General features: G+C 68.5%; 13 protein-coding genes. 4 read left to right on the forward strand and 9 right to left on the reverse strand.

Going from position 1 to position 17610, the window contains the following annotated elements:
• The 3 genes from ASD79_RS24970 to ASD79_RS07375 form a co-directional block, all read right to left on the reverse strand.
• A partial coding sequence (locus ASD79_RS24970; RefSeq protein WP_235524361.1) for a hypothetical protein occupies positions 1–101 on the reverse strand: 101 nt, incomplete at its 3' end.
• A gap of 187 nt (positions 102–288) precedes the next feature.
• Entirely contained in the window at positions 289–501 is a 213-nt protein-coding gene (locus tag ASD79_RS07370; RefSeq protein ID WP_007666547.1) for a hypothetical protein, read from the reverse strand.
• A gap of 101 nt (positions 502–602) precedes the next feature.
• Positions 603–2087: an amidohydrolase gene (locus tag ASD79_RS07375; protein WP_056720396.1), complete on the reverse strand. Its 1485-nt coding sequence runs from the start codon at positions 2085–2087 to the stop codon at positions 603–605.
• Between the two features lie 212 nt (positions 2088–2299).
• Between ASD79_RS07375 and ASD79_RS07380 the strand changes: the two genes are divergently transcribed.
• Positions 2300–5107, forward strand: coding sequence for a M14 metallopeptidase family protein (locus ASD79_RS07380; RefSeq protein WP_056720397.1), 2808 nt, complete (start codon positions 2300–2302; stop codon positions 5105–5107).
• A gap of 171 nt (positions 5108–5278) precedes the next feature.
• Here the strand turns inward: ASD79_RS07380 and ASD79_RS24560 are convergent, their stop codons facing one another.
• From ASD79_RS24560 to ASD79_RS07395, 4 genes are all read right to left on the reverse strand, one after another.
• A complete protein-coding gene (locus ASD79_RS24560) occupies positions 5279–5425 on the reverse strand; it encodes a hypothetical protein (protein ID WP_200952285.1) in 147 nt (48 codons plus the stop codon).
• A gap of 46 nt (positions 5426–5471) precedes the next feature.
• On the reverse strand, positions 5472–5798 hold the full coding sequence (locus ASD79_RS07385) for a hypothetical protein (protein WP_156400410.1): 327 nt from the start codon (positions 5796–5798) through the stop codon (positions 5472–5474).
• A 94-nt stretch (positions 5799–5892) separates the two neighbouring features.
• Entirely contained in the window at positions 5893–6921 is a 1029-nt protein-coding gene (locus tag ASD79_RS07390; protein ID WP_056720399.1) for a FecR domain-containing protein, read from the reverse strand.
• The gene (locus tag ASD79_RS07395) at positions 6875–7450 is read right to left on the reverse strand and encodes an RNA polymerase sigma factor (RefSeq protein WP_235524357.1); all 576 of its coding nucleotides are present in this window, start codon (positions 7448–7450) and stop codon (positions 6875–6877) included. Before ASD79_RS07395 ends, ASD79_RS07390 begins: the two co-directional genes overlap by 47 nt.
• Before the next feature lie 266 nt (positions 7451–7716).
• Here ASD79_RS07395 and ASD79_RS07400 point away from each other — a divergent pair, with 266 nt between their 5' ends.
• The 3 genes from ASD79_RS07400 to ASD79_RS07410 all read left to right on the forward strand — a co-directional run bounded on the left by ASD79_RS07400 (position 7717) and on the right by ASD79_RS07410 (position 14030).
• On the forward strand, positions 7717–10269 hold the full coding sequence (locus ASD79_RS07400; protein WP_056720400.1) for a TonB-dependent receptor: 2553 nt from the start codon (positions 7717–7719) through the stop codon (positions 10267–10269).
• Between the two features lie 243 nt (positions 10270–10512).
• Positions 10513–11562 carry an aspartate-semialdehyde dehydrogenase gene (locus ASD79_RS07405; RefSeq protein ID WP_056720401.1) on the forward strand — a complete coding sequence of 350 codons (1050 nt, stop codon included), beginning with the start codon at positions 10513–10515 and terminating at the stop codon, positions 11560–11562.
• Between the two features lie 146 nt (positions 11563–11708).
• Positions 11709–14030 carry a TonB-dependent receptor gene (locus tag ASD79_RS07410; protein WP_056720402.1) on the forward strand — a complete coding sequence of 774 codons (2322 nt, stop codon included), beginning with the start codon at positions 11709–11711 and terminating at the stop codon, positions 14028–14030.
• Between the two features lie 220 nt (positions 14031–14250).
• On the opposite strand, the gene ASD79_RS07415 is transcribed toward ASD79_RS07410, so the two are convergent.
• Positions 14251–15123 (reverse strand): alpha/beta fold hydrolase, encoded by an 873-nt coding sequence (locus tag ASD79_RS07415; RefSeq protein ID WP_056720403.1) that lies wholly within the window; start codon positions 15121–15123, stop codon positions 14251–14253.
• Between the two features lie 2 nt (positions 15124–15125).
• Positions 15126–17429, reverse strand: a complete 2304-nt coding sequence (locus ASD79_RS07420; RefSeq protein ID WP_056720404.1) for a TonB-dependent receptor — start codon at positions 17427–17429, stop codon at positions 15126–15128.
• Positions 17430–17610 lie beyond the last annotated feature (181 nt).

Consider the following 17610-nt stretch of genomic DNA (forward strand, 5'->3'; position numbering starts at 1 on the left):
CCCTTGGCGTGCTCGGCGTCCAGGAACTGGTTGCAACCCCAGCCGACCAGGATCCCCAGGACCATGGACGCGATGATCAGATAGGCGAAACGTTTGTTCATGAAGGCTTTCGGAAGCTCACTGGAACGGGATCACCCTTGCCCGTTTCCCCGGCGAAGGCCGGGGCCCAGATCGTAGGGCTGGGTTTTTCGGATCGCCGCCGACCACCTCGGCTGAACCTGGACCCCGGCCTTCGCCGGGGAAACGGGGATAGGACGGTTGGCCAAACTCAAGACGCGATCAAAGCCTTCAGGCGGCCTTGGCCAGGGTCGAGCACACCCGCTCGTAGCGCATCTGGATGCGCTGCCAGGTGCTGAGCTTGATCGGCTCGCCCTTGCGCAGCTTGCCCCAGGTGGTTTCGCTGATGCCGTAGACGCTGAACAGATGCTCGCGCGTGATGGCGGGCAGAGCACCCTTCAGCATCTCGAAACGCTCCTGGGGAACGGTAATGGCCTCCGCCATGAAGGGTCTCCGCGGTGTGGAAGGGTGAGGCGCGGCCGGCGCCAAAACCGGGGGGAACCGGCGCCAGCCGCTAACGATCGATCGGGGGGACGGATCGATCGCTATTCGTGGCCGCCGGCGGCGGGCTTGCGATAGTCCAGGGCCGGCGGGCGGTCGCCCAGCATGGCCTTGTAGGCGAAGTCCGGACCCCGGCGCTGGTCGAGTTCGGCCTTGGCCTTCTTGACGATGTCGGGGTTGGAGAACAGGTCGGCGCCGGTCAGGGCCAGGGTCTTGGCGGCGTTGACCGCGCCCTTGACGCCGATCGACGAGCCGGCCGCCGCCACGTTCTGCCAGCTGTGGCCGGCCGAACCCGGCACGAAGGTCGCGGTGCCCAGGCCGACGGTCGGGGTCACCCAGCTGATGTCCGAGACGTCGGTCGAGCCGCCGCCGCCTTCCATCTCGACCTTGTAGGGCACGACGGTCTTGACGGTGTCGATCGACGGCGCGCCCGGCAGGGATTCCTGCATCTTCCTGGCGAAGGCGATCTCCTCCGGCGTCCAGGTGACGCCGCCGACCTTGCGCAGGTTGGCGTCCATCACCTTGCCCAGGGTGTCGTTGGGCAGCAGGGCGTAGACCCCGCCGGTGATCTCGCTGTCCATCGTCGTGCCCGTCGCCAGGGCCGCGCCCTGAGCGGCCTTCTCGACCCGCGCCCAGACGTCCTTGACCACCGCCGGATCGGGGTGGCGGACGTAGTAATAGACCTCGGCGAAGTCGGGGACGACGTTGGGCGCCGTGCCGCCGGCGGTGATCACGTAGTGGATGCGGGTCTTGTCGGGCGTGTGCTCGCGCAGGAAGTTGGTGGCCACGTCCATGACCTCGACGCCGTCCAGGGCCGAACGGCCCTTCTCGGGCGCGCCGGCGGCGTGGGCCGAGACGCCGTGGAAGCGGAACTTGCCGCTGATATTGGCCATCGACACGCCCTGGACGGCGGTGTTGGCGTTGTTGGGGTGCCAGTGCAGGGTGACGTCGACGTCCTTGAACAGGCCCGAACGCACCAGATAGACCTTGCCCGAACCGCCCTCCTCGGCCGGCGAGCCATAGACGCGCAGCTCGCCCTTGATGTTGTTCTTGACCATCCATTCCTTCAGCGCGACGGCCGCGCCGACCGAGGCGGCGCCGAACAGGTTGTGGCCGCAGCCGTGGCCGGCGACCTGGCCGGGGATCCCGGTCTTCACCGGATCGTGGGTCTGGGCCAGGCCCGGCAGGGCGTCGAACTCGGCGAGGATGGCGATCACCGGGCCGGCGCCATTCTTGTAGCTGGCGACGAAGGCGGTCGGCATGCCGGCCACGCCGGCCTGGACCTCGAAACCCGCCGCCTTCAGCTGGTCCTGCAGCAGGGCCGAGCTCTTGGTCTCCTGGTAGCCGACCTCGGCGAAGCCCCAGATCTTCAGGGCGGCGTCCGAGATCTGGGGCGCGTCGGCGTCGACGGCCTTGAGGATCTGGGCGCGGTCGGCCTCGGTGATCGGCTTGGCGCCGGCCTGGGTCGCGAAGACGCCGGTCGCCATGGCGGCGGACAGCAGGGCGAGCTTCAAGGTCGAAAGCTTCATTATGGACGTTTCCCCAGGTAAGCGAATGACGGTGCCGATCGGGCGACTGTCCAATGAGACGTAAGACGCGGCCCGCCCCTCATCGCGGCGGCGTCAAAAAATTCCCTGTAATAATGTAACGCTTTCGGTTTTTGACGGTGAGGAAGATTCCCCCGCCGACGTCTTGAGTTCGAGGACCGCCGTGGGGGTGGATCCGAGGGGTTTCACCGACCATGCGCAGACCGCTTCTGGCGACCGCCGCCATCTTCCTTGCCCTACAGGCCGCGGGGCCCGTCCTCGCCCAGGCTCCCGCCGCCCCGACCTCGGCGGCCCAGGCGCCGGTCGCCGTCAACGCCGCCATCGCCACGCCCAAGCAGGCCTGGGGCCACGAGGCCGGCGAGGACTATTTCCTGGCCAACTACACCCAGCTGGTCAGCTATTGGAAAACCCTGGCGGGCCAGTCGAACCGCCTGAAGATGATCGCCATCGGCCAGACCGAGGAAGGCCGCACCCAGTACATGATGGCCGTCTCCAGTCCGGAGAACCTGGCCAGGCTGGACCACTATCGCGGCATCGCCGGCAAGCTGGCCCTGGCCAAGGGCGTCGACGAGGCCCAGGCCCGGGCCCTGGCCCAGGAAGGCAAGGCCATCGTCTGGATCGACGGCGGCCTGCACGCCAACGAGATCGTCCCGCCCCAGCACCTGGCCCAGATCACCTACGAGCTGGCCAGCCACGACGACGCCGAGACCAAGCGCTTCCTGGACGACGCCATCATCCTGATCGGCCAGGCCAATCCGGACGGCATGGAGTACGTCTCCGACTGGTACATGCGCATCCCCGAGCCGACCAAGCGCGAGGCCAACTGGGACAGCCTGCCGCGCCTGTACAACAAGTATGTCGGCCACGACGACAACCGCGACTTCTACATGATGAGCCAGAAGGAGACCGAGAACCTCAGCCGGGTGTTCTTCCGCGAATGGTTCCCGCAGATCATCTACAACCAGCACCAGCCCAACAGCCCCGGCACGGTGGTGTTCGTCCCGCCGTTCCGCGACCCGTTCAACTACAATTACGACCCGCTGATCATGAGCCAGCTCAGCGAGGTCGGCGCCGCCATGCACAGCCGGCTGATCTCCGAGGGCAAGGCCGGCAGCGCCATGCGCAGCGAGGCCTCCTACTCGACCTGGACCAACGGCATCGAGCGGACAGTCACCTATTTCCACAACGCCGTGGGCCTGCTGACCGAGATCATCGGCCACCCGACGCCGATGAAGCTGGGCATGGTTCCCGACCGCCAGCTGCCGCACAACGACCTGCCCTACCCGGTCGCGCCCCAGACCTGGCATCTGAAGTCGTCGATCGACTACAGCCTGACCCTGGACCGCGCGGTGATCGACTACGCCGTGCGCAACCGCGAGCGCCTGCTGTTCAACGCCTGGCGCATGGGCCAGGACTCCATCGCCAAGGGCCAGGCCGACAGCTGGACGATCACCCCCAAGCGCATCGAGGCGCTGAAGGCGGCGGCGGGCGCCCAAGAGAAGGTCGACGCCTGGTCCTACGGCGCCAAGGGCGTCGATCCCGCGCTGTACGACACCGTGCTGCACGACCCGGCCCATCGCGACGCCCGGGGCTACGTGATCCCCGCCGACCAGGCCGACCTGCCCACGGCGGTCAATTTCCTCAACGCGCTGATCAAGAGCGGTGTCCAGGTGCAGCGCGCCACCGCCGTCTTCAGCATCGGCGGCAAGACCTATCCGGCCGGCTCGTTCGTGGTGAAGACCGACCAGGCCTATCGCCCGCACGTGCTGGACATGTTCGAACCCCAGGACCACCCGCACGACCTGGAATATCCCGGCGGCCCGCCCAAGCCGCCCTATGACGCCACCGGCTACACCCTGGCCATGCAGATGGGCGTCGGCTTCGACCGCGTGGTCGAGGGCTTCGACGGGCCGTTCGAGACCGCGCCCGACGTCATCACGGTCCCGCCTGGTCAGATCGTCGGCCATGCCGGGGCCGGCTGGCTGATCAGCCACGCGCCCAACAACGCCTTCATCCTGACCAACCGCCTGGTCAAGGCCGGCGCGCCGGTGTTCTGGCTCAAGGCCCCGACCACCGCCCAGGGCCAAACGTTCGCGGAAGGGACCCTGTGGATCCCGGCCTCGGCCAAGGCCGACGGCGTCGTCAGGCAGGCCGTCAAGGAGCTGGGGCTGAGCGCCTACGGCGTCGACGCCAAGCCGGCCGGCGCGACGATCAAGCTGAAGCCCACCCGCGTCGGACTGGTCGACCTCTATGGCGGCCTGATGCCCAGCGGCTGGACCCGCTGGCTGTTCGAGAAATACGAGATGCCCTACACGGTCGTGCGCCCGCAGCGGCTGGACGCGGGCAAGCTGGCCAAGGACTACGACGTCATCCTGTTCCCGGACGGCGCCTATACCGCTCCGGTCGCGGGCACGCGGTTCGCCTTCAAGACCAAGCAGCCGGAGCCGGCCGAGATTCCCGCCGAATTCCGCTCCTGGCTGGGGACCATTACCCCGGACAAGACCCTGCCGCAGATCGACCGGTTCGTGCGCGACGGCGGGGCGGTGATCGCCGTGGGCAGCTCCAGCGCCATGGGCTCGCTGCTGGGCCTGCCGGTGCGCAACGTGCTGGTCGACGACAAGGACGGCAAGCCGACCGCGCCCTCGACCAAGGACTTCTACATCCCCGGCTCGATCCTGCGGGCCCAGGTCGACCCGACCCAGCCCCTGGCCTACGGCATGGCCAGTGGGGTGGACGTCTATTACGACAACAACCCCGCCTTCGCGGCGACCGATAGCGAAGGCCTCAAGCGCGTGGCCTGGTTCAGCGGCGACCTGCTGCGCAGCGGCTGGGCGCTGGGCGAGAAGCGGCTGGACGGGACCGCCGGCGTCATCGACGCCAAGCTGGGCAAGGGCCGGGTGATGCTGATGGGGCCGGTGGTCACCCAGCGCGCCCAGACGGCGGGCACGTTCAAGCTGCTGTTCAACGGGCTGTACTACGGGCCGGCGGTGTCGGGGCGGTAAAACCGATATCGGTTGTCATCCCGGACGGCCGAAGGCCGATCCGGGATGACAACGCTTTGCGGTCGAATGAAAAAAGGCGGGCGTCTCGCGACACCCGTTCGGCTTTTGCCGCGATCAGCAAAACGCCCGCCCCATCGGGGGCGGGCGTCCCGTCTAGCTCAAGACGCTAGATCAGCAGCACGGGCCGCCGTTGCAGCAAGCCGCGCCCAGGGCGCAGCAGGCTTGGACGGCCTTGGTCACGGCGTCCGGGGCGGCGGCGTAAGCGGCCGTGGCGGAAGCCAGCAGCATGAGGGCTGCGGTCGAGAAGATGCGTTTCATGGTGATTTTCCGATTTCAGATTGATGGATTTCGTCTGAACTCGATTTCACCGCGGCGGCGGAAGCTCCGGCGCCGGAGCGCGGCCAAGAGGCAGCAAGGCGACCATCGGCGCGATCGGCGCGGAGCCGATCTCGACGGGTCCGACAAATTGCGCTTCGGGCGCGACGATGACCTGGCACGCAACAACACAGGCCTGGGGACAGAGCGCCTTGCGCCCTTGATCATGGCACGGCATGTCGGCGCAGCAGTCGCCCTTCGGCATCGCGGCGGCGGCGGCGGCGGCGGGCAGTGTCGGCGCGACAAACAGCAGAATGGCGCCAAGAAGCATTAGCCCCCGCGCCAGCCAGCTCGATCTCGTCATCCGAAGCTTCATGACGCAATTCCTAGCGCCGATCCGAAACTTGGGGAAGGCGCTTCCGCACTGACGTATCCGGCGCGCGAAATCGGAATCCTGAGCACGATACGGCTCAGGCCCGAGGCCCGATCAGTTCGATCTGCGTCGCGTCCACCTGGCCGACATCCGCTAGGCCGTAGCTGCGCAGCGCCGCCACGAAGGCGTCGACCTGGCCGGTCTTGAACACGCCGCTGACCGGGGTGGCGGCGACCTTGGAGTCGGAGACGCGTAGCTTGCGCACCGAGAAGCGGTTCATCTCGGCGACGACCGCCGACAGGGGCTCGCCGTCGAACACCAAGCGGCCCTGCAGCCAGCTGGATTCCTTGGCCGTATCGACGCTGGCGATATTCCAGTCGGCGGCGTCGGCGGCGACGAACCGCGAGCCCGCCGACATCTCGACCATGCGGTCGCCGCGCGGCGACGGACCGGCGATCCGCACGCGGCCCTCGACCAGGGTCACCGACAGCTTTCCGGCGTCCATCCGCACGTCGAAGGCGGTGCCGACGGCGGTGACCAGCTTGTCACCGACCGCGACCACGAAGGGCCGGGCGGCGTCCTTGGCCACCTTGAAAAAGGCCTGGCCGCGAACCAGCGTCAGGCGGCGCTCGCGATCCCAGGGGTTCACCTTGACCGCGGAGTCGGTGCTCAGGGTCACCACCGAGCCGTCGGCCAGATGGAAGGTCGCCAGCTCGCCGACGGCGGTGGTGAAGGTTGGTTCGGCCGAAGCTCCCCCGCCCAGGCTTCCGGCCTTGGTCAGCAGGTCTCGGCCCAGGATCGCGCCGGTCCCGACCACCGCGACCACCCCGGCGGCGACGGCGAGCAGGCCGCGACGGTTCAGGCGGCGCGGAGCGTCGATACTGGCGCCGAGCGCATCGGCGCGCAGGGCGTCGAGGGCAGGGTTGGACTCCAGCAGGCTCAGGTCGCTCCAGACGCGCCGGCAACGGTCCCAGGCCTCGGCGTTGCGAGGGTCGGCGGCCAGCCAGCGCTCGAAGGCCCGGCGCTCTTCCACCAGGACGGCGTCGCCCTGCAGGCGCGCGAACCAGGTCGCCGCGGCGCTATCCGGGTCGTCGTGTGTCTCGTTGACCGGCGTGGTCGGCGTCATTCTGGTCCCGCAGACGTGCGTTCAGGTGACGCAACGCCTTCATCACATGTTTCTCGACAGCGCTGACGGAGACGCCCAGGCGCTGGGCGACGAGCTTGTAGCTCATCTCCTCGAAGCGCACGAGGACGAAAACCCGCCGGGTCCGCTCTGGCAGCTCGTTCAGGGCCGCCAAGGCTCGCGCCATTTGTTCTCGAGCCTGTAAGACGCGCTCGGGAGACATTTCATCAACGGGGTGATGAATTTCTTGAAATTCGCAATGGGCGGACCGGCAGCGGGTGCGGTCGGCGCGGCCCCGATCGATCAGCACATTGGCGGCGACTTCGAAGAGGTAGCCCTCGACATTGTTCACCACCGCCTCGGGCTGGCGTTTGTGGATGCGGAGCAAAACCTCCTGCACGAGGTCCTCGACATCGTTCATCGGAGCCCGGCGCGAGAAGAACGCCCGCAACGCCGGCGTGAAGCGGGCGCCCATTTCCACCAGCGCCTGGCCGCCTCCTGAGGGCGTCGCCGCCCTACCGATACGCATCATTACCCGCCCCGACTTTTTGTGACGGCGAGGTGAACGGGCGCTCGCCTCCATGTCAAGCGGGACCGCCGCCTGGGAACCGAGCACACGCTACCTTGAGTGCGTTGCCTAATGGGTGTGCAAGAGGCGATCTTAGGAGGCGGTGGCGAACCATGATCGGTGGCCTTCGGGTGGATTGGGGCATAGTCCCCACCCCCGAGGCGCGCGTTCGCGGCCGGTCGGGGAGGTCGAGAGTCGCTGTGTCGGGGTCAAGCAGGTCGGGGGCGTCCTTGAGGCGCGGCGCCTTCGCGGCCGTGCTCTGCGCGGCCAGCGGCCTGGCCCTGGCGGTATCGACGCCGCGGCCCGCCGAGGCCGCGAGCTCCACGACGACCCTGCGCTTCGACCTTGCCGCCCAACCGCTCGGCCAGGCGCTCAATCAGCTGGCGCTGCGGAGCAACCGCGAGATCCTGTTCTCGCCCAACCTGACCGCCGGGCGGCGCAGCCCGGTCCTGAGGGGGGTCTTCACCCCCGAGGAGGCCCTGTCGCGCCTGCTGGCCGGATCGGGCCTGACCGTCCGGTTGGAGGGGCGCAGCTTCCTGGTCCAGGCGACGCGGCCCGTCGCCCCGCCGCCCGCGCGGCCCACGCCCGCCCCGGCGCCCGCGCCGTCCCCCGACATCGACACGCCGCTGGATTCCGTGGTGGTGACGGCGCTCAAGCGCAGCACCGAGATGCAGAAGACCCCGGTCAGCATGACCGTGCTGACCGGCGAGCAGCTGTCGCGGCTGGGCATGGTCGACCTGGAGCGCGCCGCCCCGCTGCTGCCGGGCCTGAAGCTGATCTCCACCCCCTTCGGCCGCCGGCTGGTGCTGCGTGGCGTCTACGGGGCCGGCGAGGCGACCACGGGCCTCTATTACGACGAGACCCCGATGACCGGCCCGGTCGGGACCACGGCCGACCCGGGCCAGATGACGCCGGAGCTGGCCCTGATCGACGTCGACCGGATCGAACTGCTGCGGGGCCCGCAAGGCACGCTGTACGGCGCGGGGTCGATGGGCGGGGCGCTGCGGGTGCTGTTCAAGCGCCCGGACCTGACGCAAACCGGCGGCTTCGTCAGCGTCAACGCCGCCAGCGTCGCGCACGGCGAACAGGTCGGCGGGTTCACCGCGGCGTTCAATGGCGTGATCGCGCCCGACGTGCTGGCCGCCCGCCTGACGGTCTACGACCAGAGGACGCCGGGCGCGATCGACAACGTCCGACTGGGTCTGTCCGACGTCGACTCCACGCGGATCAAGGGCGCGCGCCTGGGCGTGCGGTGGGAGCCGACGCCACGGTTGTCACTGCTGCTGACCGGCACCGTCCAGGACAGCCATCGCGACGACATTTCGGCCTGGCACGACATAGCGGGCCCCTGGCGCACGCGCCACGCCGCCCGCGCGCCGTTCGACGGCAAGATCGCCCTGGCCAACACCACGCTGCACTGGAAGGGCGACGCCGTCGACGTCACGGCCACCTCGTCCTGGTATCGCTGGAAGCTGATCCGGCGCTCCGACTACAGCGGCGTGCTGCTGGGCGAGCGCGACAATCCGGCGGGATGCGCGCGCTACTACGCGCTCGGCGGCCTCTGCGACAGCGGCCAGATGCAGGGCTACACCGCCTATGTCGACAGCCTCTATCCCGCGATCCTCCGCCAGCCGACCAACCTGACCTCGTCAATCCAGGAGGTCCGCGCCGCGTCGGCGGGCGAAGGCCCGATCAGCTGGACAGTCGGCGCCTATCACGAGGTCCGGGACGACCTGATCGACAGCCAGGTGCCGCACGTCGATCCGCTGACGGGCGCGGTGGGCGACCCGGTGATCCTGATCGGCCGGCGCAGCATCGACAACCACATCCGCCAGGAGGCGGCGTTCGGCGAGGTCTCCTATGACCCCGCACCGCAGACGCGGCTGACCCTGGGCGCCCGGTGGTTCGAATACGCCAAGCGCGACCGGGGCGAGGTGCAGATCCCCAACGTGGTGTCGGGCACCTGGGCCGACTATCGGATCGACGCCCGTACCCGGGAACAGGGCTGGAGCCTGAAGGCTCTGGCCAGTCAGCAGATCACCCCGGACATCCTGGGCTACGTCCAGGTGTCCCAGGGCTTCCGCCCCGGCGGTGTCAATGTGGTGCCCGGCCTGGCCGACACCCTGGCCCCCTACCGCTCGGACCGCCTGACCAATTACGAAGCCGGGCTGAAGAGCCAGTTCGCCGACCGCCGCTTCACGGCCAATGTCGCCGTCTACCAGATCGACTGGCGCGACATGCAGTACAGCGCCCAGACCCAGAACCGCGCCTTCTCGTTCCTGACCAATATCGGCGCCAGCCGCATCCGCGGGTTCGAGGCCGAGTTCACCGCCCGCCAGCTGTGGGGCTGGAACGCCGCCGCCAGCGCCACCTTCACCGACGCGCGCCTGACCGCCGACCAGGTCACCAACACCGCCATCGGCCTGGGCCTGAGGGGCGACCGCCTGCCGGTGGTTCCCAAGTTCGCGGGCGCCGCGTCGCTGGAGCGCCAATGGCCGTTGACGGCCGCGCTCGACGGCCGCTTCCGGATCGACGCGGCCTATACCGGGACGTCGCGCTCGGCGTTCAACCGGGGCAACGCCGACTACCTGAAGATGGGCGGCTACGCGACGTTCGGCCTGAGCTTCGGCGTCAAGCAGGACGACTGGCGGGCCGACCTGGCGATCGACAACCTGCTGGACCGGGCCGGCCGCGCCTCGGCCCAGCGCAACACCTCCGGCCCGATCGACTATTTCGGCATCGCGCCCCGCACGCTGCGGCTGACGCTGGAGCGCGGGTTCTAGCCGGCGCCGAACCTCGTCAGGCGATGCGGTTTACATCCGCCGCGTTCGCCCCTAGAAGCCGCGCCATGTCCGTCGTCATGACCAAAGTCATTACCCGCAAAACGACCCGCCTCGGCGGGGCGTGTGCGGGTGTGCGCGAGGTCTGACGCGCACCACCCGGACAGAAGCCCCGCCGATGCGCGGGGCCGCTCTATTCCAGACCGGCACAATCCCGCGCCTCCGCACTCTCAGGAGACGTAAGACATGCCCCCGGCATTTTCCCCTTCCAACCCGCCCCGCGTGGGCATCGTCGGCGCGACCGGCCTTGTCGGCGAGATGATGCGCACCTTGCTGGCCGAGCGGAACTTCCCGCTCCGGTCCCTGCGCCTGTTCGCCTCGGCGCGATCGGCCGGGACGCGGCTGAGGTGGGGCGACGACGACATCGTCGTGGAGGACGCCGACACCGCCGACTACGCCGGTCTCGACCTGGTCTTCTTCTCAGCGGGCGGCGCGGCCTCGCTGCAGCTGGCGCCGAAGGTCGCCGAGGCCGGGGCGATCGTCATCGACAACTCCTCGGCCTGGCGCGAGGACCCGGACGTGCCGCTGGTGGTCGCCGAGGTCAATCCGCACGCCCTGGCCTCGATCCCCAAGGGCATCGTCGCCAATCCCAACTGCACCACGATGGCGGCCATGCCGGCGCTGAAGCCGCTGCACGCGGCCGCCGGCCTGAAGCGGCTGGTGGTCAGCACCTACCAGGCGGTGTCGGGCGGCGGGACGGCGGGGATCCGCGAACTGGAGGCCCAGGTCCGCGCGGCCGCCGACGGCGGCGCCGCCCTGGCCCGCGCCGGCGACGCGGTGGCCTTTCCGCCGCCGGAAAAGTGGGCCGTTCCCATTGCCTTCAACGTCGTGCCGCTGAACTACAAGGTCGGCGAGGACGGCTACACCGAAGAGGAAAACAAGCTGCGCGACGAGAGCCGCAAGATCCTGGAAATTCCGGGACTGCCGGTGTCGGGCACCTGCGTGCGCGTGCCGGTCTATTCCGGCCATTCGCTCTCCATCAACGCCGAGTTCGAGCGGGAAATCTCGGTCGCCACCGCGCTGGAGCTGCTGGGCCGGGCGCCGGGCGTGGAGCTGGCCGAGGTTCCCAACCCGCTGGACGCCACGGGGAGAGATCCGGTGTTCGTGGGTCGCGTGCGCCCGGACCCGACGGTGAAGCACGGCCTGGCGCTGTTCGTGACCGGTGACAACCTCCGCAAGGGCGCCGCCCTCAACGCGGTGCAGATCGCCGAGGTGCTGCTCCACCAGCAGGCATGACGGCTGACGGGGGGTGTGCGGTGATCCGCCGGACACTCCCCATCCCTCCGCATCCACCCATTTTTTCGCGCGCCGGTGAGGACCCCCCTCCCCCCTACGTCTGAACCTACAGGCCGTCGCCGAACGGTCGAGACGAGGGGATAATCATGAGACTGCAGTTTCGAGGCCTGAAGGCCCTGGCCCTGGGCGCGACCGCCCTGACCGCCCTGGGCGCGAGCCCCGCCTTCGCCCAGGACGCGACCCCACAGCCGGCCGACACCACCACGTTCGAGGAAGTGGTCGTCACCGCGCTGAAGCGTTCGACCACCATCCAGACCACGCCCATCAGCATCAGCGCGGTCACCGAGAAATCGCTGCAAGGCCTGGGAGCGTCGGGCATCCAGGACTATTTCCGCACGGTTCCGAACCTGCAGGTCGAAGGCAACTCGCCGACCAACCGTCGCCTGACCCTGCGCGGCGTGCGCAGCGCCGGCGAGGCCACGGTCGGCCTCTACTACGATGAAATCCCGCTGACCGGCCCGGCCGGCACCACCGCCGACGCCAGCTCGACCAGCGCCGACGTCAACCTGTTCGACGTCGAGCGCGTCGAGGTCCTGCGCGGCCCGCAAGGCACGCTATACGGCTCCGGCTCGATGGGCGGCACGCTGCGGGTGATCCTCAACAAGCCCAACAGCAGCCAGTATTCCGGCGCGGTCGAGGCCGGCGGCACGATCACCAAGGACGGCGGCCCCGGCTATTCGGTCAAGGGCATGGTCAACGTGCCGCTGATCGAGGACAAGCTGGCCGCCCGCCTGGTGCTGTATAAGGCCGAGCAGGACGGCTATGTCGACGACGTCCTGTTGAACAAGAAGGACATCAACGGCCAGCACTCGTCCGGCGGCCGCCTGATGCTGGGCTTCACCCCGACCGAAGACCTGACGATCAATGCCTCGGGCCTGTTCCAGAAGACCACCCTGGACGGCCAGAACAGCTGGTACCCGGCCCTCGGCGCCAAGGACTATTCGACCAACGCCCGCACGATCGCCCCGACCGACGACAACCTGCGCGTCTACAACGTCACCGCCAAGTGGGACCTGGGCTTCGTCACGGTCACCGGGACCTCGTCCTACTACAAGTGGACCCTGCTGCGGAATTCCGACTACAGCCCCACCTTGTCGGCCAACCGCGCCAACGCCACCTCGTGCCGCAACTACATCGCCGGCGCTCCGCCCGCGGCGGGGGCTCCGGCCAATCCCGCCTGCACCCCGGCCCAGATGACGCAGTACACCGCCTATGCCGACAGCCGCACCCCCGGGGCGCTCTACCAGCCGATGGGCCTGACCTCGTGGAACCACGAGCTGCGGATGAACGGCTCGCTGTTCGACGACAAGATCGACTGGACCGCGGGCGTCTACTACGAGGACCGTTCGGACTACATCGAGAGCCAGGTCGCCAAGGCCGACGCCACGACCGGCGCGATCAATCCCAGCGACCTGACCGCCTGGCGCCATGTCGGCACCGACACCAAGCAGACGGCCTTCTTCGGCGAGATCACCTACAAGCCGGTCGAGAAGCTGAGCCTGACCGGCGGCATCCGCCGCTTCAACTACGACAAGACCGTCTCGGGCCAGGTGCTGATCAGCAACTTCATCACCCAGTCCTATGTCGGTCCGGCCGCCCAGGTCGACGCCAGCGCCGACGGCTGGGTCAGCAAGCTCAATGTCAGCTACCAGTTCACGCCGGACGTCATGGTCTACGGCCTGGCCGCCAAGGGCTTCCGCCCCGGCGGCGCCAACAACATTCCAGGCCTGTCGACCGCCCTGCTGGCCTACCAGCCCGACAGCCTGTGGAACTACGAGGCCGGCGTGAAGAGCCAGTGGTTCGATCGTCGCCTGACCCTGAACGCCGCCGCGTACCAGATCGACTGGAGCAACATGCAGATCTCGGCGACCAGCGCCAACGGAGCCTTCAGCTACCTGACCAACGCCGGCACGGCGCGGATCAAGGGCTTCGAGCTGGAAGCCATCGCCAGACCCATGCGCGGCCTGACCCTGAACGCCACGGCCGCCTTCGTCGACGCCAAGCTGACCGAGGACCAGGCCAATTCGACCATCCTGATCACCGGCTCGACCGGCCTGCGCGGCGACACCTTCCCGAACGTCGCCGACTTCAGCGGTTCGGCCTCGGTCGAATATAGCTGGCCGCTGATGGGCGACATCAACGGCCTGGTGCGCGCCGACTACGCCTATGTCGGCGAGTCCGCCTCGCAGTTCCGCCCGACCTACGTCTATTACGAAAAGCAGGGCGACTACGGCTACGCCAACCTGCGCGGCGGCGTCGAGGGCCCGGACTGGGGCGCCTATCTGTTCATCAACAACGTCGGCAATGAAGTCGGCCTGATGAGCGTGACCTCGGCGCTCAACAACAAGCAGCAGGCGGTCAGCATCAACCCGCGCACCGCCGGCTTCTCGATCCGCAAGCGCTTCTAGCCCGCTCTAGACCCGCGCATGGGAACGGCCCCGAAGCGATGCTTCGGGGCCGTTTTCCGTTTGAAGCCAGATGGCGCTCGGTGCGTCCTTCGAGGCTTCGCCTTCGGCTCGCACCTCAGGATGAGGAGCGCTGTTGCTGAAATCCTCATCCTGAGGCGCCCTCCATGGGAGGGCCTCGAAGGACGCACGGCCCGTCACCATCGCCTATCGTCCGCGGAACCTATGGAACCCTCTCCAAAAACGCCGTCAGCGCCTGCCGCGCGGCCGGTTCGGTCAGCAGCGGGGCATGGCCGACGCGCGGCACCTCGGCGACCATCATGCCCGGCGCCATACGCCGCATGCCGGCGACGGTCCGGGCCGACAGCAGGTCCGAGAGCGCGCCGCGCAGCAGCAGCGTCGGGCGACCGCGCGCCAGCCGGATGAACAGCAGCCAGGCCAGCAGCGACCGCCGCTTGGGCGGCCTGGCCTTCAGCGGCACGGCGATCGACAGGTCGTAGTCGAGGGCCGGCCGACCGGCTTCGTCCTCGCGGAACCATTGCCGCGCGAAGACCCGCCAGTCCTCCGGACCGAAGTCCGGAAACGCCACGCCGCTGGTGGCCGCCAGGTAGTCGGCGGCGGCGGCCCAGTCGGCGGCCTCGAACGGCTTGCCGGCATAGGCGGCGATCCGCTCCAGGCCCTCCCGCGCGATCTCGGGCCCGACGTCGTTGAGCACCGCCCCGGCCACGGCGCGCGGCCGCATCGAGGCCAGCAGCAGGGTGATCAGACCGCCCATCGAGGTGCCCACGAACACCGCCCGGCCGATCCCCAGCCCATCCATCAAGGCCAGCACGTCGCGGGCATAGACCAGCGGCTGGTAGCGCATCGGGTCCGGCGACGGATCGGACCGCCCCCGTCCCCGCACGTCGAGGACCAGCACCCGCCGCCCCTGCCCGGCGATCCACGGCGCGACGTCCGCGAAGTCCTTGGAGTTGCGGGTCAGGCCGTGGAGGCAGATCACCGGCAGGCGGGCGGGGCCGGCGGCGGCCGGATAGTCCCGCGCGTAGAGCGACAGGCCATCGGCCGAACGCCAGCGTCTTTCGACAAACCCGGCCATGCCTAGAAGCGACGCTCGATCGCCACCTTGAACGTCCGGGGCGGGCCGTAGAAGCCGATCACCGACTGGGCGAACTGGTTGGACGGGAAGTTGTAGCCGCCCGTCCGATAGCGCTCGTTGGTCAGGTTGCGGCCATGGGCGCCGATCCGCCAGCCGGCGTCGGCCGAGGTCCAGACCACGCTCAGGTCGGCCAGGGTGAAGCCTTTCTGGTCGATGCTCGGGATCGGCGTCTCGAACAGGTGGACGCTGGAGCGGTAGGACAGCGCCGGCAGGATGGCCAACTGGCCGCCGGCCAGGTCGGTCCGCCAGTTGAGCGTGGCGCTGGCGTTGTACTTCGGGGTGTTCTGGAAGCGCCGCGTGCTGGCGACGTCGATGGTCTTGCCGGTGGCCAGGTCGAACACCGGGAACTTCTCGAACTTGGCGTCGATATAGCCGAAGGTCAGGTCCAGGCTGATGTCCTTGCTGAACACCGCGCCGGCCTCGACCTCGGCGCCGCGGATCCGCGAGCTGCCGACATTGTCGACGAAGCTGACCACGCCGGGCGGCGGGGTCAGCTTGGGCACCTGGGTCGTGACCTGCTGGCCCTTGTAGTCGGTGTTGAAGATGGCGGCGTTGGCGCGCAGGCGGCGGTCGAGGAAGTCGCCCTTCAGGCCGATCTCGTAGGAATTGACGATCTCGGAATCGTAGCCGTTCTTGGTGCCCGGCGTGGCGGTGGCGTCGCCGCGCATGTCGAAGCCGCCCGACTTGAAGCCCCGGCCATAGGCCGCATAGACGTTGACGTCGTCGTTCAGCTCATAGCTGACGCTGAGCCTTGGCGTGAACTCCTCGAAGGTCTTGCGGTTGGCGTAGTTGGTGAGGATCTGCGGCACGTTGAACGGGAACGGCAACGGCGTGACGTAGGGTTTGACCAGTGGGCTGCCGAGGGTTCCCAGATAGTTGGCCTTGAACACTGTCCCGGCCTTCTCGTCGCGGGTCCAGCGCGCGCCCAGCGACACCTTCAGGCGATCGCTGAGGTCGTAGTTGAGGTCGCCGAACACCGCGTAGCTTTCGGTGTCGACCGAGCCGGTGGTCAGCTGGGTCAGGGCGGTGGCGGCCGAGGGAGTGGGCACGAGCACGGCTTCGGGGGCGAGCCCCCGGCCCAGGATGGTGTCGAACGCGCCGCTGGCCCGGGCGTCCATGAAATAGACCCCCACCACGCCCTGCAGGCGGTCGGCCTCGATCTGGGCCTGGAACTCCTGGCTGAACTGGCGGTCCTTGTAGATCTTGCCGTTGCCGCCGATGTCGAGGAACGGCTGGGCCAGGCCGTCGAAATCGATGCCCTTGCCGCTGGAGGCGCCTTCCCGCCAGGCGGTGATCGACTTGAGGGTGACGACGTCGCTGACCGACCATTCGCCGGTCAGCGACGCGCCCTGGGTCATCACCTTGTTGTCGTCGCCGATCCCCGCGAGGGTGTCGTAGACGCCGGGCAGAACGGCGGTGTTGGTGTTGGGCTCGCGCACCTCGCGGTGGCCGTGGTTGGCGTTGGAACGGTCCTCGGTCCGGTCGAGGGCCAAGCGGACGAACAGCTTGTCCGACGGCGTCAGCTCGACCGAGATCCGGCCCGCCAGCACGTCCTTGTTGTTGGTTTCCGCGCCGGTGGTGAAGTTCTTGCCGTAGCCGTCGCGATTGTACCAGGCCAGGGCGCCGCCGATCGCCAACCCGTCCGCCACCGGCAGGACGACCGAGCCGACCAGGTTGCGCTCGTTATAGTTCCCCAGCTCGGCGCGCAGCTTGCCACTGTAGTCGTCGCCCAGCCGCTTGGTCACGTACTTGACCGCGCCGCCGATGGTGTTGCGGCCATACAGCGTGCCCTGCGGGCCGCGCAGCACCTCGATGCGCTCGATGTCGAAGATGTCCAGCACCGCGCCCTGCGGACGGGCCAGGTAGACGTCGTCGACATAGAGGCCGACGCCGGGCTCAAAACCCCACAGCGGGTCCTGCTGGCCGATGCCCCGGATGAAGGCGGTGAGGGTCGAGTTGGTGCCGCGCGACACCTGGAGGGTCAGGTTGGGGGTCGAGCGTTGCAGGGCGGTGATGTCGGGCGCGCCGCGCACGTCCAGCTTTTCGGCGCTGAAGGCGGTCACCGAGATCGGCACGTCCTGCAGGCTCTCTTCGCGCCGTCGGGCGGTGACCACGACGTCTTCCACCTGGGTCACGGCCGTGTCGGTCGCGGCGACCTGGCTGTCCTGGGCCTGGGCGACGCCGCCCATCGCGCACAGCGCCGTCCCCGCGAGCAGGGCCCGCCGCATCATCGAACGATTGATCATCTTCGCCTCCCCAATGGCCGGACGTTATCTCATCCTGACTCGTATGAATTATGAATAGGCGGCAACCCTCATTCCCGTCAATCATTGAAAGGCGGGAATTCGCACGACCTATAAAATGCGTACCGATGTGGATGTATCGTGAGGACGTTGACGCTGCGGGCGCGAGGCCCTACCCATCGAT

Source organism: Caulobacter sp. Root655 (assembly GCF_001427665.1).
Lineage (GTDB): Bacteria > Pseudomonadota > Alphaproteobacteria > Caulobacterales > Caulobacteraceae > Caulobacter.

What these genes read in the sequence shown, in the direction of transcription:
- ASD79_RS07420 (WP_056720404.1), bottom strand. Translation starts at nt 17,429, where the DNA reads ATGATCAATCGTTCGATGATGCGGCGGGCCCTGCTCGCGGGGACGGCG.
- ASD79_RS07370 (WP_007666547.1), bottom strand. Translation starts at nt 501, where the DNA reads ATGGCGGAGGCCATTACCGTTCCCCAGGAGCGTTTCGAGATGCTGAAG.
- ASD79_RS07410 (WP_056720402.1), top strand. Translation starts at nt 11,709, where the DNA reads ATGAGACTGCAGTTTCGAGGCCTGAAGGCCCTGGCCCTGGGCGCGACC.
- ASD79_RS07390 (WP_056720399.1), bottom strand. Translation starts at nt 6,921, where the DNA reads ATGACGCCGACCACGCCGGTCAACGAGACACACGACGACCCGGATAGC.
- ASD79_RS07415 (WP_056720403.1), bottom strand. Translation starts at nt 15,123, where the DNA reads ATGGCCGGGTTTGTCGAAAGACGCTGGCGTTCGGCCGATGGCCTGTCG.
- ASD79_RS07405 (WP_056720401.1), top strand. Translation starts at nt 10,513, where the DNA reads ATGCCCCCGGCATTTTCCCCTTCCAACCCGCCCCGCGTGGGCATCGTC.
- ASD79_RS07395 (WP_235524357.1), bottom strand. Translation starts at nt 7,450, where the DNA reads ATGATGCGTATCGGTAGGGCGGCGACGCCCTCAGGAGGCGGCCAGGCG.
- ASD79_RS07385 (WP_156400410.1), bottom strand. Translation starts at nt 5,798, where the DNA reads ATGAAGCTTCGGATGACGAGATCGAGCTGGCTGGCGCGGGGGCTAATG.
- ASD79_RS07380 (WP_056720397.1), top strand. Translation starts at nt 2,300, where the DNA reads ATGCGCAGACCGCTTCTGGCGACCGCCGCCATCTTCCTTGCCCTACAG.
- ASD79_RS07375 (WP_056720396.1), bottom strand. Translation starts at nt 2,087, where the DNA reads ATGAAGCTTTCGACCTTGAAGCTCGCCCTGCTGTCCGCCGCCATGGCG.
- ASD79_RS24560 (WP_200952285.1), bottom strand. Translation starts at nt 5,425, where the DNA reads ATGAAACGCATCTTCTCGACCGCAGCCCTCATGCTGCTGGCTTCCGCC.